Source organism: Myxococcus xanthus, assembly GCF_006402735.1.
In the GTDB taxonomy this organism is placed as follows: domain Bacteria; phylum Myxococcota; class Myxococcia; order Myxococcales; family Myxococcaceae; genus Myxococcus; species Myxococcus xanthus_A.
Genome location: NZ_CP017174.1, coordinates 7,153,289 through 7,176,121, shown reverse-complemented (window position 1 = coordinate 7,176,121; position 22,833 = coordinate 7,153,289). Strand labels below are relative to the sequence as shown.

Sequence of the window (22,833 nt, the reverse complement as noted above, 5' to 3'; positions counted from 1 at the left end):
GCTACTGGCAGTTCGGGGGCCCCATGCAGGAGTAGGTGGCGGTGTACCCGGCCCTCATCGTGGTGGTGTTGACGCGGGTGCAGGTGCCCTGCGTCGTGACGACGTTGCAGAGCCCCCGTGGACACGCCTGTTCGGCGAGGGCCAACGCGTTTTCCTCCGCCAGGGACCATGCGGCCGGGCAGTTGAAGCTGGAGGCATAGCCCTGGGATGTGCGCTGCGTGCTCTCGCAGGTACACGGCGTCGTCGTCGGACAGTAGGTCCGGCTCCCGTTGCACTCCACCCAGCCTCCGTTGTCAGCGCCGGAGGTACAGATGCCGCTCGCGGAGCCGCAGGTGATGGACGTGCCATTCGCGCACTGCTGGCTCACCTGACAGGAGAGCTCCGCTTCGTTGCTGCCCAGTTCCAGGGGCTCCTCGTGCGCGTCGCCCACGTTGCAGGCGGACAGGGCCAGGACTGCGACTGCCGCCAGGACGCTTCGTTGCCAGTGCCTACCGGTTTGCATTTGCATGCCGGAGACACTAGGCCCGTGAAGCAAAGCCCCTCCATCGTGGAGAACCGCAGTTCCCACGCCGAGGAGGGGGGCCACGCGCTGACTTCAGAGGGAAAACGCCGGAGCGGCCGTGTAAGCCGAGTTCTGTTCCCACCCCTTTCGGGATGGGCGGTGAACATTCATCTAGGGCCCTGGTTGCCCAGGGGCCTCATCAGCGAGCAACCCGAACGCGTGGGACGGGCAATCCCTGTCCTCCGTACGGCGAGGACGCGCTCCTATTGGCTCTTGCTCCAGGTGGGGTTTACCGAGCCGTCCGAGTCACCCCGGACGCGGTGCGCTCTTACCGCACCGTTTCACCCTTACCCGCCCCTTGCGGAACGGGCGGTCTGTTTTCTGTGGCACTTTCCTGCGAGTCGCCTCGACTGGCCGTTAGCCAGCACCCTGCCCTCTGGAGCTCGGACTTTCCTCCCGCCACCCATGACTGCGGTGACCGGCGTTCACCCGGGCCGCTCCGGCACCTTGCGCTTACAACAGCCGGGCAGGGGCGGTCCACTCCGGGAGGTGGGTAGGGGCGTCCGCCGACCTCAAGAACGTCCGGTTCCGCGCGCGCACGCGGCGGCCCGTTCGAGGAGCAGAGCGCGTTCTCGCGTGTTCGCCGTGAGGGCGGCGGCCTGCTCGAACTCCGCGCGGGCCTCGCCGAGCCGGCCCAGCTTGCCGAGCAGGTCTCCACGGACGCTGGGCAGCAGGTGGTAGCCCTGGAGTGATGGCTCCGAGGTCAACGCGTCCACGAGGGTCAGTCCCTCCTCCGGGCCGAACGCCATGGAATGGGCGACCGCCCGATTGAGCTCCACGACAGGGGAGGGGACGACCTGGGCCAGCGTGTCGTAGAGAGCGGCGATGCGTGCCCAGTCCGTCGCCTCGGCCGTGGGGGCGCGGCCGTGGCACGCGGCGATGGCGGCCTGGAGCGCATAGGGGCCCTGGGCGCCTCCCAGCGCCTCGGCGCGTTCGAGCGCCGCGAGGCCCCGGCGGATGAGGAGATGGTCCCAGAGGGCTCGGTTCTGCTCCAGCAGGAGGACGGGCTCGCCCTTCGGCCCGACGCGCGCTCGTGCGCGTGACGACTGAATCTCCATCAACGCGACGAGACCATGGACCTCGGGCTCCTTCGGTGCGAGTCCCGCCAGGATTCGGCCCAGGCGCAGGGCGTCCTCGCAGAGCGCGGGGCGCATCCAGTCGTCGCCGGCCGTCGCCGCGTAGCCTTCGTTGAAGACGAGGTAGATGACCTCCAGCACGGTCGACAGTCGGGCGGCCAGTTCCCCGCCTTCGGGGACTTCGAAGGGGACGTGTGCCTCCGCGAGCATGCGCTTGGCCCGGACGATGCGCTGGGCCACGGTGGGGACGGGGACGAGGAAGGCGCGTGCAATCTCCTCGGTCGTCAGGCCTCCGAGCAGCCGGAGCGTGAGCGCTACCCGTGTCTCCTTCGAGAGCACGGGGTGGCAGGAGACGAACATCAAGCGCAGCAGGTCATCGCCCACGACGTCGTCGAGCGCGGCGTCGAGGTCCGGCGCGGTCGAGCCTTGCAGTGACTCCAGTTCGTGACCGAGTTCCTCGTGCTTGCGCTCGAGGAGCTTGTCCCGCCGCAGTTCGTCGATGGCACGGCGCTTGGCGGTGGCCATGAGCCACGCGCCCGGGTTGTCCGGGACGCCCGACTCTGGCCATTTCTCGAGCGCGGCGACGAGCGCGTCCTGTGCGAGTTCCTCCGCGCGGCCCACGTCGCGCACCATCCGTGCGAGGCCCGCGATGAGGCGGGCTGACTCGATTCTCCAGACCGCTTGAATGGTCCGCTGGGTCTCGGTGGAAGCCGTCACGGGCGCAACTCAATCACCGTTCGCTCGCGGCACAAGTGGCGTGCGTGCACGGCATTTTCTTTTTGAAAGTGCGACGTGTACCGTCGGAGGGCCATGCGGCGGTTTGGACACCCAGCGGGTAGCCGGTCCGTGAAGCTGCGGTCCGCTGCCTCTCCGGGGCACCCCCGGGGACAACTCATCAGGAGCACACCGTCACGCGCGGCCGTCTCCGCGGCAAGCCGCGGTCCGGGCCACGCAAGACACGACAGGTGGGGCCACGCCGCCGCATGGCGTGAGTGTGGAAGATGAGCGAGCGGCGTGTCGTGGCTCAGGCGCTCGCGTCCGCGTTCCTCGCGGGACCCTGGACGCTCAAGGGGCTCGTTGAAAGGGGCACGGAGGTCGTCGGAGGACGGGCGCACTGGGTGGCGTCCCTGGCTCGCAGCGCGATGATCTTCTTCCCGCGTCCGCCGCATGCGCGGATGGAGTTGCTCGGGGACCTGTTGGCTTCGCGTCCCGCGTTCGTGCGGGGCTTCACAGATCCTTCGGCACGTGCGCGCATCGTGCGCTGGATTGCTTCCGAGCCGCGGATGGCGCGGCAGCCGTGGCCCGTGCCAGAGCTGCCGACTCAAGCCGATCTCGCGGCATGGTTGGGCGTAACAGTGGCGCAGTTGGACTGGCTGGCGGATGTACCGGGCATCGAGCGCACGTCCTCGCCAGGACGGTGGCGGCGGTATCGGTACACCTGGATTCCGAAGCGCAGCGGCGGAGAGCGCCTGTTGGAACGACCGGGATTGGACCTGTCGCTGGTTCAGCGGAAGCTGCTGCACGGCATCCTGGCCCACATCCCGCCGCACGACGCGGCGCATGGCTTCGTCGCGGGTCGGAGTGTCCGCAGCTTCGCTGAGCCCCACGCACGGCAGGCCGTGGTGGTCCGGGTGGACCTTGAGGACTTCTTCTTCTCCGTGCGGCCCGCGCGAATCTGGGCGGTGTTCCGCACGGCGGGCTATCCGGACGGCGTGGTGAGCGCGCTCGCGGGACTCTGCACGAACCGTACACCCAGCGCGGTGGTGTCGCAGGCGCGGCGGCCGGATTCACTCGCCGCGGCGAGCGCGCGCTGGCGTCTGGGGCGGAGGCTCGAATCGCGTCACCTGCCCCAGGGGGCGCCCACGTCACCCGCGCTGGCCAACCTCGCGGCGTACCGGCTCGATGTCCGGCTGTCGGCGCTCGCTGCTGCGATGGGCGCGAAGTACACGCGCTACGCGGATGACCTGGCGTTCTCGGGTGGTGACGCATTGGCCCGGCGCACGCACAAGTTGCTGCGCTACGTGAGCCAGATTCTCCGCGAGGAGGGCTTCACGCCACGCACAGGGAAGACGCGGGTGATGCACCGGAGTACCCAGCAGCGGCTCGCGGGCGTGGTGGTGAATGAGCATCCTTCGGTTCGCCGTGTGGACTACGAGCGGCTGAAGGCCATTCTCCACCTGTGCCGCACGCGAGGCCCCGCGAGCCAGAACACCGAGGGGCATCCCGACTTCCGCGCGCACCTGCTGGGCCGCATCGCCTGGGTCGCACACCTGCACCCAGCCCGAGGTGCGAAACTGCGCGCTACCTTCGACCAGATTGCGTGGGACTGACGCCCCGCCCTTCGACTACCCGACGGGCCAGTAAAGCTTCTTCAGGGGGACCAGCGCCCGCGTCTCCGCGTCGAGGTGCTCATACTGCTCGACCAGAAGCTCACGAAGGTCGGAGAGGGTGAGGAGGCGAAGCGGAACCGAGGAGCGGTCCGCTTCATAACGCGCATCCTTGGTAAAGCCGCCTGTGCTGACGTAGAGGCACCGGTCGCCCTGCTTGCGGCCCCCGAGAAAGGCGCGAATGGATTGTGAATCCATGGACTCGCCCACGCGGTGCTTCACCTCACAGAAGATGCGGGGTTCCTGGAGGCCCAGGCCGTCGGGTGAAGCGAAGATGTCGACACCCCGGTCCGCGCCAGGCGCGGCGACGCGCGTGCGATAACCCATGGCGCGGAGGATGCCTGCGACGAGTTCCTGCATCTCGCTCCAGTTCAGTCTCGCGATACGGTCCTCGATGAACTGCTCCGCCTTCTCGAACTGCTCCTCCCGGAGCACCGCTTCGGTGCCCTCGTCGCTGTCCACGGTGGGGGCCGACGTGGGCGGCAGGGACGCCACGGGACGTTCCAGTTCCACGGCTTGCGCCCAGAGTTCCGTGGTGGCTTCCGCGTTGGGCCGGAACAATGTGGCGATGGACCCGAGGCCATTGCGAGTCGCCGCGCTCAACTGGTTTCGCAGCACGTGGTGCGTCCAGCGAACGCGTCGGACCAGCGGAGGCGGCCCGGCGTGGTTCTCGACGTTCGATTCGATGCGCCCCAGGAGGTAGATGCGCTCGTTCGGGTCATAGGTCACCGCGCTGTCGCCTTGCTCAACATCGCGCATGAACCGGCGGACCTGCGCGGCCCAGACCCTCCGAGTGCCTTCCTTGTCCTCCGGGTAGGCCTTGGCGAACCGGGCGTCGAGCTCGTCCGCACTCACGTCCGGCGCGAGCTGGCCGAGCTTGTCCCAGCCAATGCCGACGTACCCCTCCGTCCGGAAGGCATCGAAGAACGCGGCATCGCGGCCCGCACGGATGAACCACAGGCGCTTGTTGGCAGTCACCACTCCCCCTGATGTCCGTACTGGAAGAACTACAGCCGCTCATCAATGGCGCGGTTGCTCATCTCATCCGCCTCGGCGTTCTGCGCGCGGGGGACGTGGTGCAGCTTCACCTTGGTGAAACCCTTGAGTAGCTTCCGCGCCTCTTCATACAGCGGTTTCAGCGTCGGGCTCTTCACCTGGTAGCGCCCGCCGAGCTGACGAATCAGCAGCTCGCTGTCCGCGAAGACTTCCACCTCGCGCGCGCCCAGGGACTGCGCGTGCTTCAGGCCCAGCAGCAGGCCCATGTACTCCGCGCTGTTGTTCGTCTGATGCCCCAGGAACCGCCCCAACCGGGCCACCACGTTGCCCGAGGGGTCCATCAGCACCGCGCCCGCGCCCGCGGGCCCTGGATTGCCCCGGGCCGCGCCGTCCGAATAGACGCGCAGCCGCGGATGCGATTCGGAAGCAGGCGCCGCATCCACCGGCGGGCTCACGGCCCCAGGCGTTTCCTGCGAGCCCGGAGTCGCCGAGGCGGAGGTCGGCAGCATCCCGCCGAGCCGCTGCGCGGCCTCCTCGATGAGCTGCCCGAGGTGCTCCCGGGTGAGGCCCCGGAACTCTCGCACCGTCCCTTGCAACGGCTCCTCACGCGCGATGTGGCGGAGGATGTCGATGATGGACGGCGCGGGCATGTCCACGAAGCCGCGCCGCTACTTCGCCGCCGCTGGGGTTTCCTGCAGCGCTTCCACCGCGTAGATGATGCGGTTGCACGAAGGACAGATGTCCGTGCCCAGCCCGGTACGAAGCTGGTTGTAGAGCTGCGGGGGCACGTTCATGTTGCAGCCCTGGCAGGTGCCGGCGACCACGCCGACCATGGCGGGCAGCTTCTTCTTGCGCACCGCCTCGTAGCGGCGCAGCAGGGTGGCATCCACGCCCGACGCGACTTCCGAGCGACGGCCTTCCAGTCCCTTCACCTGCGACTCGGCCTCGCCCAGCTTGCCGCGCAGCTCCGTCATCCGGCCGGAAAGGCCCTGCTGCTTCGTCGCGTAGTCGGCCTCCTTGCCCTTGATGGCCTCGCGAGCGCCGCCGAGCTGCTTCGTCAGCTCCGCCAGCTCCTCCGCCATCGTCAGATTGGCCTTCTTGGCGATGTCGATTTCACGGGCCAGGGCGGAGTACTCGCGGGTGGAACGCTGCTCGCTGAGCCGCGTCTCCCACTTCTTCACCTTGTCCTTCTCGTCCGTGATGTTCTGCTCGAGCTGGGCCTTCTGCTTCTCCATGTCGGAGACGCGTGCCCGTTCCGCCTCGATGGCGCTGCGGGCCACACCCAGTTCCCGCTCCAACTCGGCAATCTGACGGGGGTGAACGTCCGCGGCCTTCCGGAGCGAGGCGACCTCGAGGTCCACGTTCTGCAGCTCCGCCAGCGCTTTCAATTTCTCCCGCAAAGTTGCTGCCTCCCACAGGGCCGCACCGTGTACGGCAACGGCCTAGTTCTTGTACCAACAAGGATAATGAGGGTCCAACGTCCAAATGGGCCATGAGTCATCCCTCGTGGCCCTTGCTGCCATGCTGCATTTGAAACAGCTTCACGCACCCGTTAGACCGGAGCGCGTGCTTCGTCCATCCTTCGTCATCGTTCTCTTCGCGCTCGCTCCCGCCTGCAAGGAGTCCGCGTCCCCGCCGCCCGCCACCACCACCGCGCCGGCCGTAGCGCCCGCCGCCACGAACACGAAGTGGGGTGTCATTGAGGGGCGCGTCCGTCTTGCCGGCACTCCCCCATCGCCCGCCCGCCAGCCCACTATCGGCACTGTCGTCTCCGTGTGCGGCGAGGAGACGGAGGAGCGCACGCTCGTGGTGGGCAGCGAGGGCGCGTTGGCCCACACCGTGGTTTCCCTTAGAGACGGCCACGCGCTGCCCGCGTCCAGCCGCGCCGCGCCGGAGCCCGTGCTGGACCAGAAGCAGTGCGTCTATGACCCGCCCGTGCTCGCTGCTCGCACTGGAAGCACCCTGGTCATTCGGAACTCGGACCCGTTGGTCCACAACGTTCGCGCCGCCTCTGGAACCAACCGCGCCTTCTTCAACGTGGCCATGCCGCTGGAGGGAATGACGGTGAAGCGGCAGTTGCCCACCGAGCCGGGCGAAGTCCCCATCCACTGCGACATCCATCCCTGGATGCGCGCGCGCGTGCGCATCTTCAACCATGGGTACTTCGCGACCAGCGGCGCGGATGGGCGCTTCCAACTGGAGGTCCCCGAGGGCACCCACACCCTGGTCCTCTGGCACGAGCGGCTTCCAGAACAAGCCCGCACCGTGACGGTTCGCGCCGGCGAGCGCGTCCAGGTGGACGCGGAGTGGCCGGTGGCTGACCTGAAGTAGCCCGCCAGGCCGTCTCCCTGAAGGATTCCGGCGCTCGACGTCTAAAAGGTTGAGAAGCCGCGAATCGATTGGGGTTTCCGTTCCTGTGGAAAAATTGTTATACGGACGGCAGAAGCCACGACCGAGAAGAGGGGGCCGAGTCATGCAGCAGCAGCCAAAGAAGCAAGCATTCCCGAGTAACGGCATGCGCGGCCTGGAGGCGCCCCGCAAGGCGGCGGTCCGGCCCATCGGCATGCAGGAGATGGGGCCGACCCTGTACGAGCAGCTCCGCCGTGCGCTGGTGGAGCTGACGCCCGTCTCGTCCAACTGAAGCCAGGCCGTCCGGGCGCGAGCGCCATGGCCTGAATAGCGAAGGGGCTCCCAGCTTGCGCCGTGGAGCCCCTCGTTGCTTGCGAACCTAGATTTCGTCCTCTTCGCTTTCGCCTCCCGCCGCCTCGTCGTCGTCGAAGGAGTCCAGCTCCTCCTCCTCTTCTTCGCCGCGACCGGTGGGTTCCTCCGGTTCGATAGGCTCAATGACCTTCGGGGCGGCGGCGAGACGGCCGCGCCTTCCCTCGGGCTGTGGCTTGAGCGCCGGGCTTTCCCGTTGATCCGCCCCACACTTCGGGCAGATCGGGTCCGGCTTCTTCATGTCGTAGAACTTCGTCTGGCACTTGAAGCAGACGTGTTTTGTTCCGAGGTCCTTCGCCGGCATTCGCCACCTTGTGTAAAAGGCGAGTGAAGACAGGGGGGAGGGCGGCTCAATAGTTGGGCCGCAAGACAGAGTCAACCTGTGGTTTGCGCCGGAGATTTCTAGCGGTAGCATCCCGCCCGCGTTTTCCCCCGGAAGCTGGACGCCCCTCTTGAACTTTACCTGCGACAATTGCCAGAAGCGGTATTCCATTGCGGACGAAAAGGTCCGCGGCAAGACGGTCAAGGTCCGCTGCAAGAACTGCCAGAACGTCATCACCGTCGAAGGGCCCGCCGAGGAAGAGAACACCCGCGTGGTGTCCCTGGCGGACGTGGAACGCATCCGCGCCCAGGAGCGTTCCCTGGCGGAGCCTGAAGCGAGCGCCGCCCCGGCGGCCGTCATCAGCGCGCCCATCGCGGCCGCCCCGGTGGCGAAGGCGCCCGCGGCCGCCTTGCAGACGCCCTGGGACGATGAGCCCACGCGCGCCGCGCCCATGAAGGCCACGGGTTCGCCCTGGTTCGTCATGGTGCGCAACAAGCAGGAGGGCCCGCTGGACGAGGGCGCCCTCCGCGAGCTGGTGGCCACCAACACCGTGAATGGCCGCAGCTTCTTCTGGCAGCAGGGCATGGCGGACTGGAAGCGCGGTTCGGACATCCCCGAGCTGGCCGGCCTCTTCGAGCCTCCGCCCGCCGCCGAGCCGCCCCCGCCGCCGCCCGCCATCGCCGCGCCGCCTCCGCCGGAGCCCGCACGCCCCGCGCGCGGCGCGCCCGCGCGCCGGGAGCCGGAACCGCAGGCCTTCATTCCAGAGCCCGAGCCGCGGCACGCCGAGCCCGAGCAGCCCTGGCCGGATGAGGAAGACGAAGCGCCGGACAACACCTATTACGGCGACCCCTTGCCGCGCGCGCAGCAGCAGCCCCAGCAGCAGGCCCAGGTGACCCGCCGCGCGCAGCAGCCCCAGGCCGCCGCAGCCGCGCCGCTGGACGACGCGCTGTTCTCCGACCTGGACCTGCCGGGCAACCGCAACGGCGGTGACGACGCGGAGCCCCAGGACGACAACGGAGTGCCGTACCCCGAGGATCCGCGGGCCGCGCTGGGCGGCGGCGAGGACGACGACGAAGGCAAGGCCGTGGAGGACACGCGCCACTTCGCCAAGAAGTCGGGTGTCACGCGCCGCAACCCCGCCTGGAAGTACGCCGTCTTCGCGTTGCTGCTGCTCATCGTCCCGCTGGGCCTGGCGTATGTCCTGTCAGAGACGCTGGGCGTGGTGCCGCTGCGCGTGCAGACAGTGGATGCCAGCGGCAACGCGGTGGAGCAACCCGTCTTCTCGTCGGAAGGCGTGGGCGCGCTGCGCGACAAGCTGATGGGCCGTGCGCCGCCGCCCGCGCCCTCCAAGCCGCCGGCCGAGGGCAAGCGCCCGGTGCCCCCCTCGGAGGGCAATCGTCCGGCCACCGCGCCCGCCGGTACCGGCGGGGTGGCGGACCCGGAGGCCGCCGCGGCGCCGTCCAAGGGGGCGCTGGAGGCCGTCTACGTGGACCCGGACAAGAAGGACGTGGACCCGGCGGTGCGCAGCGGCGAGGAAGTGGCCGCCGCCGACACCGAGGACGTCGGCGGCCCGTCCGATGAAGAGGTGGAGCGCGTCCTGGCGAAGGCGCAGCCCGCCTTCCGGGACTGCGTGGAGGCCGAGCTGCGGAAGAACCCGTCCTTCAAGGGCGGCAAGGTGACGCTGACGGCCACCGTGGGCAGCTCGGGCACGGTGAAGGCGGCCACGTTCGACCGCAAGGACCTGAACCGCAACAGCCCGGTGGGCACCTGCATCCGCGACCGCGCGAAGGGGATGGTCTTCTCCGCCTTCGCCGGCGAGGACGTGGACCTGGAGATTCCGCTGGTCCTCTCCAAGTCGATGTAGCCGTCTAGAGGTCGAAGCTCCCGGCCGGCGGCGGCTTCTTGCCGCGTGTCGCCTTCTCGCGGGCCCTGCGCACCTCCTCGCGCAGGGCCTCGGTGGCCTCCCGGTCCACCTCCAGGGTGTCGAGGTCGAGCACGTCGCCCTCGCGGATGCCCTCGGGCAGCTCGCTCAGGGGGCGCGTCACCTCTCGGCCCTCCACCACCAACACGGCGATGTCGTCTTCGATGCGGTCCAGCGTGGCCCGGGTCGTCATGGGGCGTGGCTCCTCAGGGGTTGCAGTCCCGGGCGGGCCGCCGTCCACGCGAGGCCTCTTCCCGGCTGGAGAAGGTCACCAGGTTCGATGACTTGATCTTCACGACGTTGCGGCAGGTGGGCCTGTGGAACACGTCGCTGCGGACGCTGCCGACGTAGGTCCCCACCTTCACGGCGCCTGAATCGGAGGACCCGCTTCGCGAGCGCGAGCCCGCGCGAGAGGGAGCCCCTTCGTCTGTCGGGTCGTCGAGGCTCAGGGTGTACATCTTCCCCGTGGGCTGCTTGCCCGAGACGTCACGCGTGCCGGAGCGGCCCGTCGAACGCCGGGGGTCCCCCGCGAGCGCGGCGTCCCGGGGCATGGGCGTGCCCAGGCCCAGGTAGCTGTAGCGCGTGTCTTCCGGGACGCCGGCGGACAGCCGCTGCGGCGTGACGACGAGCGTCTTCCCGTCGCTCACCACCTGCACCTCGCCGTGCAGGTCGGTGCGGAACACCTGCGCGCCGGTGGCCTCCAACTGCTTGAGCGTGGCCGGCGCGGGAGCGCCAATCAGGTTGCCTTCGCCCGCGGAGATGACGGCGGCGCGAGGCCCCACCGCCGACAGGAAGGCGGCGGTGGTGGGCCCTTCGGTGCCGTGCGCGGCCACCTTGAGCAGCGTGGCCTGCATGGGGGCATTGCGCGCCAGCAGGTGGTCCACCGTCCGGGCATGCGCGTCCGCCATGAAGAGCACCGCGGTGTCCCCATAGGTGAGCCGGAGGATGACGGAGTTGGCCTCCAGCGCGGCCTCGGGCACGTCGAGCAGCGGCTCGGTGGGCGCGCGCGGCCACAGCACCGTGAGGGACACGCCCGCGCCCAGGGGCAGCCGCTGGAGCGCGTTGGGCGTAGCGGGGGAGGGGGACGGAGAGATGAACTCCACGCCCTGGCTGGCCACGGCGCCGAGCAGGGCGTCATAGGCCTTGGGCGTGGCGCCCAGCTGCGGCTCCAGCAGTTGCCTGGCGCCCACGCGCTTCAACACCGGCTCCAGCGCGCCATGGTGGTCCGAATGCGGGTGGGTGAGCACCACCAGGTCCAGCCGCTGCGTGAGCAGCTCGGGCAGCCGGTTCACCAGGTGCTCCGCCGCGGAAGCGGGGCCTGTGTCCACCAGCGCCGTATACCCGTCTGGCGACACGATGAGCGCGGCGTCGCCCTGGCCCACGTCGAAGAAGTAGACGTGGAGCTTCCCGTCCGGGGTGCCACCGAAGTAGCGCCGAGGGGGCTCCGCCGGGCGCGTGGCCGCCGGCTGCGGGGGAGGTGGCGGCGGTTCCTTGCAGGCCGCCAGAGCCAGCAGGACGGCGAGGACGAAGCGCGGGCGGAAGCTCATGGATGGCAGTCCTCGGCGGGGCGGCGCTCGCGCATGGCTTCGGCGCGGCTCGAATAGGCGGTGCGGTCCGACTTGGAGCGCTTCAGGGTCCGGCAGCTCTCTTTGTGAAACACCTTGCTGCCCTTGAGGCTGAAGTATCGGGACGCGTCCGCGCCGCGTTGCGTGGTGTCGGTGCCGGGGGCCTCCGCCGGGGCGGACGCGGCGCCGCGCCCACGGGGCGTGCTGGTCCGGCGCGTTCCCCGGGTGATGGGCCCGAGCGCGACCGGGCCCGGCTTCAGTCCTCCGGGAACCAGCTCCGACGCCCCTCCGCGCTTCTCCGCGCGCAGGGAGACGACGTTGCCGTCGCTGGTCGCCACCACCTCGCCGTCCTGGTCGGTGCGGAACACGGTGGCCTTCACCGCGCGCAGGCGCTCCAGCACCGCGGAGGTAGGGTGGCCGTAGTCGTTCTTCGCGCCCACGGAGATGACGGCGGCCTGGGGCTTCACCGCGGCCAGGAAGTCCGCGGTGGACGAGTGCCGCCCGCCGTGGTGGGCCACCTTCAGCACGGTGGAGGTGAGGTTGATGGGCTTGCGCAGCAGCGTGGCTTCGGTGTCCGGTTCGGCGTCCCCGGTGAAGAGGAAGGCCGTCTTGCCGTAGGTCAGCTTGGCGACGATGGAGTTGGAGTTCGGGTCCGAGCGGGTGCCCGTGAGGAAGGGGTCTTCCGGCACGCGCGGCCATAGCACGGTGAGGGCCGCGCCATCCCCCAGGCCGATGGTGACCAGGGAGCGCGGGTCCTGGGGATTGGGAACGGGCGTCATCACCTGGCCCACTTCGTCACCCACGACGTTGAGCAGGTCGCGGTACGCCTCGCTCGGGTGGTCGAAGCCCGGGTCCATGAAGCGCCGGGCCCCCACCGAGCGCAGCGCGGTGGACATGCCGCCCAGGTGGTCCAGGTGGGGGTGCGTGAGGATGGCGAGGTCCAGCGGCTCCTTCACCAGCTCGCGCAGCCGCTGCTCCAGGCGGTGTCGCGCGTCGGGCGGGCCGCTGTCGATGAGCACCGTCTTGCCGGTGGGGGAGATGATGAGCGCGGCGTCCCCCTGTCCCACGTCGAAGAAATGCACCGTGAGCGGCTGGCCGGCCGATTGGGCCAGCGCCAGGCCTGGAATCGAGGCGAGGAGAAGGACGAGGAGTGCGAGCCACCGGACAAAGGACATCACGAGGTGGACTCTACCGCTCCGTCCCCCCCCTGGCACCCAGGGGCATCGGATGATGCGAGCTTCTCCCGCGAGCGCTTCCCGAGGGCCTGGAAGTGGGCTAAGGGGCCGGGCATGTCCGACTCCGAAGACCTCTTCCATTTCGTCGAGGACATTGCCAACCAGGCGCGCCGCCGGCTCGAGGCGTGGAAGGAGGGGCAGACGCCCGGGGCCAGTGCTCCCGCGTCGGGCCCGTCCACCGCCCGTGTGGCCATGGAGACGGTGCGCTCCCACGCGGACCTGGCGCCGTACATCGACCACACGCTGCTCAAGCCCGAGGCTCGCGCCGAGGACGTGGTGAAGGTGGCCGAGGAGGCTCGCCAGTACGGCTTCGCCACCGTCTGCGTGAACAGCACGCACGTGGCCACCGCCGCGCGGGTGCTGGCTGGCACGTCCACGCTGCCCATCGCCGTGGTGGGCTTCCCGCTGGGCGCCTCGCTGCCGTCCGCCAAGGCCTTCGAGGCCCGGGAGTCCATCCGCGCCGGGGCGCGGGAAATCGACATGGTGCTGAACGTCGGCGCGCTCAAGGCGCACGACTACGCGCTGGTGCACCAGGACATCGCCGCCGTGGTGGAGGCCAGCCGGCCCGTGCCGGTGAAGGTCATCCTGGAGACGGCCCTGCTGACGGACGAGGAGAAGGTCATTGCCTGCTCGCTCTCCAAGGCCGCGGGCGCCGCCTTCGTGAAGACGTCCACGGGCTTCGGTCCGGGCGGGGCCACCGAGGCGGACGTGGCGCTGATGCGCCGGGTGGTGGGGGACACGGTGGGCGTGAAGGCGTCCGGCGGCATCCGCTCCGCCGAGGACGCGATGAAGATGCTGCGCGCGGGGGCCAACCGCCTGGGCGCGTCCGCGTCGGTGGCCATCGTCTCCGGGCAGACCTCCACCTCGAAGTACTGACCCGAGGCGGACACCGTGAACGCGAAACAGCGAGAGGAACTCCAGGCGCTGCTGCTCGCGCTCCACTCGGAGCTGACGGAGAAGACGCCGTCGAGAATCGAGCCCAACCGTACCGATGACGCGCGCATCGGCGGCGACGAGGACGAGCAGCCGCTCAACGAGATGATGCAGGCCATCGCCTCCAACCGGAACCGGAACATGGACGGCGTGCTGGCCCGCGTGCTCAAGGCGCTGGGCAAGCTGCGCGAGGACCCGGACGGCTACGGCGAGTGCGAGGAGTGCGGCGACGAGATTCCGCTCGGCAGGCTGCGCGCCATGCCCTACGCGGAGTTCTGCGTGACGTGCCAGGGCAACAAGGACGGCCCCAAGGGCCGCGCCACCCGCAGCAAGCTGACCGACTACACCTGAACAACCGGCGTGCGAGCCCCGTGCCTCGCGCGCCCTCAACGGCTACACGAGGCTTCGAGGGCTCATGGACACCACCGGACTGAAGGAGCGGGCGGAGGCGTGGCGTCAGGCGGACCCGGACCCGTCCACCGCGGCGGAGCTGGCGGCGCTGCTGGCGAAGGCGGACTGGGCCGAGCTGGAGGACCGCTTCTCGCAGGACCTGGAGTTCGGCACCGCGGGCCTGCGCGGCGTGCTGGGCGCCGGTCCCAACCGGATGAACCGCGCCGTCATCCGCCGCACCACCGCGGGCCTGGCGCGCTACCTCAAGGAGCAGGTGCCGGACGTCGCCACCCGGGGCGTGGTGGTGGGCCGCGACGCGCGCAACCTGAGCGCCGAACTGGCCGAGGACACCGCCGCGGTGCTGGCCGCCGAGGGCATCCCCGCCCACGTCTTCCCGGAGCCGGTGCCCACGCCGCTGGTGGCCTTCGCCGCGCTGCACCTGAACGCCGCCGCGGCCGTCATGGTGACGGCCAGCCACAACCCGCCCGAGTACAATGGCTACAAGGTCTATTGGGGCAACGGCGCGCAGATCATCCCGCCGCATGACACGGGCATTGCCTCCGCCATCGCCCGGGTGGAGCCCGCCAACCGCGTGCCGCTGCTGACCCCGGCCGACGCCCGCGCCAATGGCCTGTGGCGGGATTTGCCCGCGGCCATCGGCGACGCCTACGTGCGCGCCATCCTGGGGCTGCGCGTGGTGGGCAAGGGCTCCGACTCGCTGTCCATCGTCTACACCGCCATGCACGGCGTGGGCGGCGACTGGGCCGTGCGGGCCCTGCGCGAGGCGGGCTTCCCGCGCGTCACCCCGGTGGCCGAGCAGCAGCAGCCGGATGGCCGCTTCCCCACCGTGCGCTTCCCCAACCCGGAGGAGCCGGGCGCCATGGACCTGGCCACCGCCACCGCCGAGCGCGTGAAGGCGGACGTGGTGCTGGCCAATGACCCGGACGCGGACCGGCTGGCCGTCATGGCGCGCGACGCGGATGGGGCGCTGCGGCTGCTGACGGGCAACGAGGTGGGCGTGCTGTTGGGCCACTACGTCCTCACCCAGGGGTCGAAGCAGGGGAAGCCACACGTCGTCACCACCATCGTCTCCTCGGCGCAGCTGGGGGACATCGCGCGTTCGCTGGGCGCCGCGTGTGACGAGGTGCTCACCGGCTTCAAGTGGATCGCCAACCGCGCGCTGGAGCGCGAGCAGGCCGAGGGCACCCGCTTCGTCTTCGGTTATGAGGAAGCGCTGGGCTACACCGTGGGCACGGTGACGCGCGACAAGGACGGCGTGGGCTCGGCGCTCGTCATGGCGGACCTGGCGGCGTGGTGCCAGGCGCGCGGCACCACGGTGCTGGGCTACCTGGAGGAGATTCAGCGCGCGCATGGCCTGTACGTGGGCTCGCAGCGCAACTTCACGTTCCCCGGCGCGGCGGGCGCGCAGGTCATCCGCGGCATCATGGACGCGTTCCGCGCCTCGCCTCCGAAGCACATCGGCGGTGACGCCGTCCGCGCCGTGAGTGACTACAAGAAGGGCGAGCGGGGCCTGCCTCCCTCCAACGTGGTCGCGTTCGAGCTGGAGAGCGGCGGCCGCGTCACGCTGCGTCCCTCCGGCACCGAGCCGAAAATCAAATACTACTTCGAGCTGAAGGAGACGCTCGCCGACGGTGAGCCCCTGGCTCAGGCCCGTGCGCGCGCCGAGTCCCGGCTGGCCCGCTTCATCGATGCTTTCCTCGGCCTCGCGCGTGAGCGCGGGCAGCCGGCGTGAGTCTAGAGACGCAGCACCACACCCGCCGCCCGCCCTCCTCGGCGGCCCTCGCAGAAAGGTACCGTGTGAAGCGACTGCTCCCCGGAGTCCTCCTCGCTTGCTTCCTGGCCCTCCCCGCCACCGCGCTGGCGCAGCGCGGGGGACAGGGTTGGTCTGTCCTCGCCGGTGAAACGCTGGGACGGGGCAATACCGCCTTCCATGGCCAGATTGGCTGGCCCGGCATCTCCCTGGGCCTGCTGCACGGTGGCTCGGAGCGCTTCGACATCGGCGGCAAGTTCAGCTTCAACTGGGGCCGCGAGGGCTGGGTCCGCTACACGGACCCAGGCATCAAGCTCCAGGCGTGGATGCGGTTGCAGCTCGTCAAGGAGCGCAACTTCTCGCTGGCGCTCACCTTCCAGCCGGGCCCGTTCTTCTACTTCAACCGGCATGACACCGACGTGGGCCTGGCGCTGCCCGTGGGCCTGGTGGTGGGCATCCCCGCCGGCAGCGCCGTCATGGTGAACCTGGGCCTGGACATCCCCTTCCACGTCTACTTCGGCGAGGGAATCGGTCCGGTGTTCCCTGTCCTCGTGGGCGGCGGCCTGGAGTACTTCGTCAACCGCCAGCTGGGCGTCACCTTCAACGTCCGGCTGGGGCCCGCCGTCATCCCGGACATCGACGACACCGAGTTCACGCTGGAAGCGCTCTTCGGCGTCGCCTACCGCTTCTAGCTACCAGGACGACGTCTGCTCGGGCAGCTCCACCGTGAAGGTGCTGCCCAGGTTGACGCGGCTCTGCACCGTCACCGCGCCGCCCATGGCTTCCACCAGGGTGCGCGCGACGGTGAGGCCCAACCCGGCGCCCTTCTCGGGCGCCTTCGTCGTGTAGTAGGGCTCGAAGACGGCCTGCAGCTCGTCCTCGAAGATGCCGATGCCTGTGTCCTTCACGTACAGGCGCGGGCCGAAGTCCCCAAAGATGTCCGGCAGCTCCACGCCCACGTGGATGCGACGCGGGCGGTCCGTCACGTCCTCCACAGCGTCCACCGCGTTGGCCAGCAGCTCCACCAGCACCTGCTCCAGCTGGCGGCGGTTGAAGACGACGGCGATGGCCTCGTCCGGCAGCTGCACCTTCACCTCGGCGGTGCCCAGGCGGCCGGCGTCACGCATCCGCTCCACCACCGCGGGGATGAGGTCGCGCAGGTCGAAGCGCTGGATGTCCTTCGGACTGGTGGTGCCCAGCGACAGCAGGTGCTGGCCGTGCAGGCGCATCTGCTCGCCCGCCACGCCCAGCTTCTTGAGCTCGTCGGCGTCTGGCGGCAGGCCCTGCAGCGCGCGCGTGCGCACGTGCTCCAGCGCCCGCTGGAGGCCTTCGCCCACGCGACCCAGGTTCTGCGCCACGTCCGCGGCCAGCGTGCCCACGCGGGCCAGCCGCTCCATCTCCACCCAGCGGGCGCGCGGGTCCTTGAGGGCTTCGGCGCGCTGGCCACCGCGCTCGCGGTGCGCCTTGAGTTCCAGCAGCGTGTGGATGCGGACCTTCAGCTCCAGCGGGTCCAGGGGCTCCGTGATGAGCAGATCATCCACGCCCGCCTCGAGCACCTCTCGGCGCGTCTCCCGGTCCGCGCTGGGCGTCAGCATGAGCACGGGGAGGGCCGGGCTTCCCAGCGCGTCCTGAAGGCGCCGGTACGTCGCGAGGCCGTCCGTGCCAGGGCGCTCCACGTCGAGCAGCACCAGGTCCGCGGATTGATGCGCCGCCGCGGCCGCCGCCAGTCCGCTCGCGGTCAGCACGTCATAACCCGCCGGCGCGAGGATGGAGCACAGCCGCTCCATGCCGCCCGACTCCACGTCCACGGCCAGAACTCGGGGCCGATACGTCGCGGTCTCCGTCGTCTCCAGCATCACGCCACCCCTACATGGTGACCAGGTGAGCCTTCACTTCACCCGGGTGTTCCAGGCCGTCCTACGGACCCCTCTCGCCCTGGATGGAGCTCCCCCCCGGGCGCTTGCGTCCAGTCCGGTACGTGATCCGATACCGCGCTGTGTCTATGCGAGGCTCATGCCGCGCTTCGTCCCGGCGCGTCGGAGCCGCCCATTGCACCTCCAACGGTGGTAGCCCTGTAACGTCAGGGGTTTGAATCGTTGCGACACTGGAGAAAGTTATCTCAACTGGAATCCGGCCAACGAAAGGCGAGGTCACTCCCGACCCGAAATCGATTTTCACCCGGGTATGAAATGACCTCGCTTGCGCGCAAAGTGTCAGCGCGACTCTTGTTCGTAGGGCGTTCCGAGCGCGGCGGGGGCGCTGCTGCGCTGGCCCTGGAGGGTCAGCACCACCAGCGTGAGCAGATAGGGCAGGGCCAGGAGGACGCCCTGGGGGATCAGCTCGACCAGCCCGGGGGCGCTCGACACCAGGCCGATGCGCAGCGCGTTACCGAAGGCGAAGAAGGTGGCGGCGAGGAAGGCGCCCACGGGCGTCCACCGGCCGAACACCATGGCGGCCAGGGCCATGAAGCCCAGGCCCGCGGGGGTGTGCTGCTCGAAGCGGTCCAGCACGGCGGTGGACAGCACCGCGCCGCCCAGGCCCGCCAGCAGCCCGCTGCCCAGCACCGCGCCCCAGCGCAGCCCCGGTACCGACAGGCCCAGCGTCGCCACGGCCTGGGGCTTGTCGCCCACCGCGCGCAGCCGCAGGCCCAGGGGCGTGCGGGTCAGCAGGCCCTGGAAGGCGAAGGGCAGCAGCAGCGCCAGATACGTGGGCGCCGAGTGCCCGGACAGTGCGCCCAGCACCGGCACGGAGCCGAGCCCGGGGATGTTCCAGCGGGTGAGCTGTTGGATGGGCGGCGTGCCGTTGGGGCCGTAGAGCGACTCCAGCAGGAAGGTGCCGCCGGCCAGGGCCACCAGGTTGAGGGCGATGCCGGACACCACCTGGTCCGAGCGCCAGCGGATGCTCAGAAAGCCATGCACGCCGGCCAGGGCCGCGCCCGCGAGCATGCCCATGACGACGGCCAGGGGCGTGGGCATCGTCAGCGCCGCCACCGCCGCGCAGAAGGCGCCCACGCGCATCATCCCCTCCATGCCCACGGCAATCACGCCCGCGCGCTCGGAGAGCACCGCGCCCAGGGCGGCGAAGATGAGCGCCGGCGCCGCGTCCAGGGTGGAGAACAGCAGCGAGTGGAGGACATCAAGCACGGGGCACCTCCGCCGACGCAGCGGGCGCCACGCTCCGCCGGCGCAGCAGCGCCAGCCACACCATGCGCCCGGCGACGAAGAGCAGCGCCAGGCCCTGGATGAGCTCGGGGAAGCTCTTGTGCACGCCGAGCAGCTGCATGCGCGTTCCGCCCGCGCGCAGCACGCCGAAGAAGAGCGCGGACACGGTGGCGCCCAGCGGGTGGTTGTTGCCGATGAGCGCGATGGCGATGCCGTCGAAGCCGTAGGGCGCGCCCAACGTGCCGGGGTAGCGCCCCTCCGTCCCCAGCACCAGCACCGCGCCCGCCAGCCCCGCCATGGCCCCCGCGAGCGCCATGGCCATTCCCATGCGCCGGGCCACGGGGATGCCCGCGGCGCGCGCGGCCTCGGCGCCCATGCCCACCGCGCGCGTCTCGAAGCCGGAGCGCGTGCGTGTCAGCCACACCCACACCGCCAGCGCCGCGGCGAGCGCCAGCGGGAAGCCCAGGTTGAGCCGCGAGCCTTCCCCCAGAAGCCGGGGCAGCACCGCGGTGGCCTGGATTTCGGCGGTGCCGGTGATGGACTGGCCGCCTTCGGCCGCGCCGCGCAGCGGGCCCACGACCAGCCAGTTGTCCACCAGGCTCAGCGCCACCCAGTTGAGCATGATGGTGGAGATGACCTCGTGCACGCCCCGGTAGATGCGCAGCAGCCCGGCGATGCCTGCCCACGCCGCGCCCGCGAGCGCCGCGCCCAGCAAGGCCGCGGGCACGTGCAGCACGCCCGGCAGTGACACCTGGGCGCCCACCACCGCGGCGGCCAGCGCGCCCAGCAGCATCTGTCCCTGCGCGCCGATGTTGAACAGGCCCACCTTGAACGCCACCGCCACAGACAGGCCGGTGAGGGTGAGAATCGCGGCCTTCATCGCGGACTCGCCCAGCGGACGGGTGATGACGGTGGCCGCGGCGCCGTCCAGGTACGCGGGCCAGTTGCCGATGCCACCCCACAACATCTGCAGATAGGCGTCCGTCGCGGTGCCCGGCTCCATGGTGAGCGCGATGAGCGCCCAGCACACGCCCAGCGCCAGCAGCACGGAGAGCACCGACGGCAGCATCTGTCTGACGCGCTCAGGCATGGCCCGGCTCCGTGGTCCCCAGCATGCGCCGTCCCAGCTCGCGCTCGTCGAACTCGTGACGGAGGAAGTGGCCCGTCACGCGGCCTTCGAAGAAGACATAGACGCGGTCCGACAGGGCCAGCACCTCTTCCAAATCGAGTGACACCAGCAGCACGCCCGTGCCCTGGTCGCGCGCCTCGCGCAGCTTCGCGTGGACCTGCGCCACCGCGCCCACGTCCAGCCCGCGCGTGGGCTGCACCACCACCAGCAACCGGGGTCGCGCATCCAGCTCGCGCGCCACCACCACCTTCTGCTGGTTGCCCCCGGACAGGGCCCGCAGAGCGACTTCCGGGTCGGGAGGCCGCACGTCGTAGGCCACGGTCAGCGCGCGCGTGCGCTCGCGGCGGCCCTTGAAATCAATCCACGGGCCCTTCGCGAAGGGCGGCCGCGTGTGCCGGCCCAGGGCCACGTTCTCCTCCACGCTGAGCGCCTTCACCACCGCGCGGTGGAGCCGGTCCTCGGGGATGTGTCCCACGCCGCGCGTCCGCGCCTGGGCTGGAGTGAGACCGCTCAAGGGCCCCCCCAGCAGCGTGCCGCTTCCGGACGTCAGCGGGCGCAGGCCGGTGAGGACCTCCGCCAGCTCGCGCTGCCCGTTGCCGTCCACGCCCGCGATGCCGACGATTTCACCCGCGCGCACCTCCAGGTCCACGCCGCGCAGGGCAGGGCGCCCGTTGTCGCCGGTGGCCTGGAGCCCTCGTATGTCCAGCAGCGACTCGCCGGGGGCCTGGGACACGGCCGTGGTTGGAGTGGCGGCGGCCGGAGCGCGCTGTCCTTCACCCACCATGAGCGCGGCGAGCTGTTCGGCCGTGGTGTCGGCGGCGCGGACCTCCGCCACGCAGCGGCCCCGGCGCATGACGGCGATGCGGTCCGCCACGCCGAGCACCTCCTTCAGCTTGTGGCTGATGAGCACCACGGTGTGGCCCTGAGCGACGAGTCCGCGCATGACCCGGGCCAGCTCGTCGGATTCCTGCGGCGTGAGGACGGCGGTGGGCTCGTCGAGGATGAGCACCTGGGCGCCGCGGTGCAGCGCCTTGACGATTTCCACCTTCTGCTGCGAGCCCACGCTGAGCGTGTCCACCCGTGCCCGGGGCTCCAACTGGAAGCCGAAGCGGGCGCAGGTGGCGGACACCTCCTGCACCGCGCGCTCCAGGTCCAGCAGTCCGTTGCGGGTGGGCTCGCGGCCCAGCACCACGTTCTCCGCCACCGACAGCGTGGGCACGAGCATGAAGTGCTGGTGCACCATGCCGATGCCCCGCGCAATCGCGTCCCGAGGGCTCTTGAAGCGCACGGGCTGGCCGTCCAGTGACAGCACGCCCGCGTCCGGCTGGTAGAGCCCGTAGAGGACGTTCATCAGGCTGGACTTGCCCGCGCCATTCTCACCCACCACGGCGAGCAGCTCGCCACGGTGCACGTCCAGCGACGCGTCCGCCAGCGAGACGCAGGTGCCGAAGGCCTTGTGGATGTTCTGGAGGGAAATCAGGGGGCGGCAGCCTGGAAGGAGGCGAGGTCCGCCGGGACGGCCGGGACCTGGATCGTCCCGGAGATGATGCGCTGGCGCAGCGCCTCCACCTTCTGGAGCGCCTCCGCCTTGCCGGGGAAGTCCACCCGCACCTGCGCCATGCCCACGCCGTTCTCCTTGAGGCCGAGCACCTGCTCACCCGCGGAGAACGTGCCGTCCACCAGGTCCTTCGCCGCCTGGTACACGGCCAGGTCGGAGTACTTCATCATCGACGTGAGGATGGCGTCCGGCGCCACGTGCGCCTGGTCGGAGTCCACGCCAATGGCGTACACGCTCTTGCCCGCGGCGCGCGCTTCCTTCACCGCCTGGATGACGCCGATGCCGTCCGCGCCCGCGGCGTGGAAGAGGACGTCCGCGCCCTTGGAGATGAGGTCCTGCGCCACCTGCTTGCCGGCGGCCATGTTGTTGAAGCTGCCCGTGTAGACGGACATGAGCGCCTGGGACGCCTGGGCGTTGGTTGTCTTCACGCCCGCGCGGTAGCCCACCTCGAAGCGCTGGATGAGGGGGACCTCGATGCCGCCCACGAAGCCCACCTTGTTCGTCTTCGTCACCAGCCCGGCCAGCGCGCCCACGAGGAAGCTGCCCTCCTGCTCCTTGAAGAGGACGGTGCGCACGTTGGGCAGCTTCATGGGCTTGCCCTGCGCGTCCAGCACCTGACTGTCGATGAGCAGGAACTGGGCCTTTGGGTTTTCCTGGGCGGAGGTACGCACCGCGTTGGCCAGCATGTAGCCATTGCCCACGGTGAGCCGGGCGCCCTGGTCCACCAGGAGCTGGAGATTGGGGACGTAGTCCTCTTGGGCCTTGCTCTGCAGGACGATGGGCTGGATGGCCAGCGACTTGAAGCTGGCGGCGTCCGAGGTCAGGTGGGGCGGCAGGGACTGGCGGACCTCATCGGGGGTGGCGTCCACATACTTGCCGCCCTCGTAGCGCTTGCCCGCGGCCCACAGTTCCAGGCCACGGAGCGCCGCGTCATTGAAGGAGTGGTCTCCGCGACCGCCCACGTCGATGACGAGCCCCACGGGGAGGGCCTTCTTTTCCGTCCTCCCGGCGGCGGGGGTCTGGGCGCCGGAGGGGGGCGCTTCTTCCTTCTGCTTGGAGCACGCGCACAGGAGGGCGGTGAGGGCAAGGACGTGGAGGCGGAGCATCAT

22 protein-coding genes and 1 other RNA gene are annotated in these 22,833 nt (G+C 70.2%); 8 read left to right on the top strand and 15 right to left on the bottom strand.

The window, feature by feature from the left end; all coding sequences use genetic code 11:
• Window position 1 precedes the first annotated feature (1 nt).
• The 3 genes from BHS09_RS29450 to BHS09_RS29440 all read right to left on the bottom strand — a co-directional run bounded on the left by BHS09_RS29450 (window position 2) and on the right by BHS09_RS29440 (window position 2,355).
• Window positions 2-508: a lipoprotein gene (locus tag BHS09_RS29450; protein WP_140799679.1), complete on the bottom strand. Its 507-nt coding sequence runs from the start codon at window positions 506-508 to the stop codon at window positions 2-4.
• Between the two features lie 99 nt (window positions 509-607).
• An RNA gene (gene rnpB, locus BHS09_RS29445) (RNase P RNA component class A) lies at window positions 608-1,003 on the bottom strand.
• 71 nt (window positions 1,004-1,074) lie between these two features.
• A complete protein-coding gene (locus tag BHS09_RS29440; RefSeq protein ID WP_140799678.1) occupies window positions 1,075-2,355 on the bottom strand; it encodes an RNA polymerase sigma factor in 1,281 nt (426 codons plus the stop codon).
• Window positions 2,356-2,639: 284 nt separating this feature from the next.
• Between BHS09_RS29440 and BHS09_RS29435 the strand changes: the two genes are divergently transcribed.
• On the top strand, window positions 2,640-3,968 hold the full coding sequence (locus BHS09_RS29435) for a reverse transcriptase family protein (RefSeq protein WP_140799677.1): 1,329 nt from the start codon (window positions 2,640-2,642) through the stop codon (window positions 3,966-3,968).
• Window positions 3,969-3,983: 15 nt separating this feature from the next.
• Here the strand turns inward: BHS09_RS29435 and BHS09_RS29430 are convergent, their stop codons facing one another.
• The 3 genes from BHS09_RS29430 to BHS09_RS29420 are packed head-to-tail and all read right to left on the bottom strand — an operon-like array spanning window position 3,984 to window position 6,421.
• Window positions 3,984-5,003, bottom strand: coding sequence for a restriction endonuclease (locus BHS09_RS29430; protein ID WP_140794743.1), 1,020 nt, complete (start codon window positions 5,001-5,003; stop codon window positions 3,984-3,986).
• Between the two features lie 29 nt (window positions 5,004-5,032).
• Window positions 5,033-5,671, bottom strand: coding sequence for a ribonuclease HI family protein (locus tag BHS09_RS29425; protein WP_140794742.1), 639 nt, complete (start codon window positions 5,669-5,671; stop codon window positions 5,033-5,035).
• A gap of 18 nt (window positions 5,672-5,689) precedes the next feature.
• Complete coding sequence (locus BHS09_RS29420; RefSeq protein WP_140794741.1) at window positions 5,690-6,421, bottom strand: zinc ribbon domain-containing protein; 732 nt, start codon at window positions 6,419-6,421, stop codon at window positions 5,690-5,692.
• 106 nt (window positions 6,422-6,527) lie between these two features.
• Between BHS09_RS29420 and BHS09_RS29415 the strand changes: the two genes are divergently transcribed.
• Both BHS09_RS29415 and BHS09_RS38930 read left to right on the top strand, forming a co-directional pair.
• Complete coding sequence (locus tag BHS09_RS29415; RefSeq protein ID WP_140799676.1) at window positions 6,528-7,352, top strand: cupredoxin domain-containing protein; 825 nt, start codon at window positions 6,528-6,530, stop codon at window positions 7,350-7,352.
• Between the two features lie 142 nt (window positions 7,353-7,494).
• Complete coding sequence (locus BHS09_RS38930; protein WP_020478388.1) at window positions 7,495-7,662, top strand: hypothetical protein; 168 nt, start codon at window positions 7,495-7,497, stop codon at window positions 7,660-7,662.
• A gap of 87 nt (window positions 7,663-7,749) precedes the next feature.
• On the opposite strand, the gene BHS09_RS29410 is transcribed toward BHS09_RS38930, so the two are convergent.
• Window positions 7,750-8,043 (bottom strand): TIGR02300 family protein, encoded by a 294-nt coding sequence (locus BHS09_RS29410; RefSeq protein ID WP_140794739.1) that lies wholly within the window; start codon window positions 8,041-8,043, stop codon window positions 7,750-7,752.
• A gap of 148 nt (window positions 8,044-8,191) precedes the next feature.
• Between BHS09_RS29410 and BHS09_RS29405 the strand changes: the two genes are divergently transcribed.
• Window positions 8,192-9,925: an AgmX/PglI C-terminal domain-containing protein gene (locus tag BHS09_RS29405; protein WP_140799675.1), complete on the top strand. Its 1,734-nt coding sequence runs from the start codon at window positions 8,192-8,194 to the stop codon at window positions 9,923-9,925.
• A 4-nt stretch (window positions 9,926-9,929) separates the two neighbouring features.
• Here BHS09_RS29405 and BHS09_RS29400 read toward each other — a convergent pair whose 3' ends face one another.
• The 3 genes from BHS09_RS29400 to BHS09_RS29390 are packed head-to-tail and all read right to left on the bottom strand — an operon-like array spanning window position 9,930 to window position 12,722.
• Window positions 9,930-10,175, bottom strand: coding sequence for a DUF3006 domain-containing protein (locus BHS09_RS29400; RefSeq protein ID WP_140794737.1), 246 nt, complete (start codon window positions 10,173-10,175; stop codon window positions 9,930-9,932).
• Window positions 10,176-10,188: 13 nt separating this feature from the next.
• Window positions 10,189-11,529 carry a ComEC/Rec2 family competence protein gene (locus BHS09_RS29395; RefSeq protein WP_140799674.1) on the bottom strand — a complete coding sequence of 447 codons (1,341 nt, stop codon included), beginning with the start codon at window positions 11,527-11,529 and terminating at the stop codon, window positions 10,189-10,191.
• Entirely contained in the window at window positions 11,526-12,722 is a 1,197-nt protein-coding gene (locus tag BHS09_RS29390) for a ComEC/Rec2 family competence protein (protein ID WP_140800790.1), read from the bottom strand. The genes BHS09_RS29395 and BHS09_RS29390 overlap by 4 nt, the downstream gene beginning before the upstream one ends.
• Window positions 12,723-12,836: 114 nt before the next feature.
• Between BHS09_RS29390 and deoC the strand changes: the two genes are divergently transcribed.
• The 4 genes from deoC (at window position 12,837) to BHS09_RS29370 (ending at window position 16,568) form a co-directional block, all read left to right on the top strand.
• The gene (gene deoC / locus BHS09_RS29385) at window positions 12,837-13,658 is read left to right on the top strand and encodes a deoxyribose-phosphate aldolase (protein WP_140799673.1); all 822 of its coding nucleotides are present in this window, start codon (window positions 12,837-12,839) and stop codon (window positions 13,656-13,658) included.
• Between the two features lie 15 nt (window positions 13,659-13,673).
• Window positions 13,674-14,066: a TraR/DksA family transcriptional regulator gene (locus BHS09_RS29380; RefSeq protein WP_140794734.1), complete on the top strand. Its 393-nt coding sequence runs from the start codon at window positions 13,674-13,676 to the stop codon at window positions 14,064-14,066.
• Window positions 14,067-14,130: 64 nt separating this feature from the next.
• The gene (locus BHS09_RS29375; protein ID WP_140799672.1) at window positions 14,131-15,858 is read left to right on the top strand and encodes a phospho-sugar mutase; all 1,728 of its coding nucleotides are present in this window, start codon (window positions 14,131-14,133) and stop codon (window positions 15,856-15,858) included.
• A 65-nt stretch (window positions 15,859-15,923) separates the two neighbouring features.
• Complete coding sequence (locus tag BHS09_RS29370; protein WP_237077553.1) at window positions 15,924-16,568, top strand: hypothetical protein; 645 nt, start codon at window positions 15,924-15,926, stop codon at window positions 16,566-16,568.
• Here the strand turns inward: BHS09_RS29370 and BHS09_RS29365 are convergent, their stop codons facing one another.
• From BHS09_RS29365 to BHS09_RS29345, 5 genes are all read right to left on the bottom strand, one after another.
• Window positions 16,569-17,732, bottom strand: a complete 1,164-nt coding sequence (locus BHS09_RS29365; RefSeq protein WP_140794731.1) for a sensor histidine kinase — start codon at window positions 17,730-17,732, stop codon at window positions 16,569-16,571.
• 357 nt (window positions 17,733-18,089) lie between these two features.
• Window positions 18,090-19,019, bottom strand: a complete 930-nt coding sequence (locus BHS09_RS29360) for an ABC transporter permease (RefSeq protein ID WP_090490275.1) — start codon at window positions 19,017-19,019, stop codon at window positions 18,090-18,092.
• Entirely contained in the window at window positions 19,012-20,127 is a 1,116-nt protein-coding gene (locus BHS09_RS29355) for an ABC transporter permease (RefSeq protein WP_140794730.1), read from the bottom strand. Before BHS09_RS29355 ends, BHS09_RS29360 begins: the two co-directional genes overlap by 8 nt.
• On the bottom strand, window positions 20,120-21,577 hold the full coding sequence (locus tag BHS09_RS29350) for an ABC transporter ATP-binding protein (RefSeq protein WP_237079899.1): 1,458 nt from the start codon (window positions 21,575-21,577) through the stop codon (window positions 20,120-20,122). The genes BHS09_RS29355 and BHS09_RS29350 overlap by 8 nt, the downstream gene beginning before the upstream one ends.
• Window positions 21,578-21,642: 65 nt before the next feature.
• Window positions 21,643-22,833 carry a BMP family lipoprotein gene (locus BHS09_RS29345; RefSeq protein WP_140799670.1) on the bottom strand — a complete coding sequence of 397 codons (1,191 nt, stop codon included), beginning with the start codon at window positions 22,831-22,833 and terminating at the stop codon, window positions 21,643-21,645.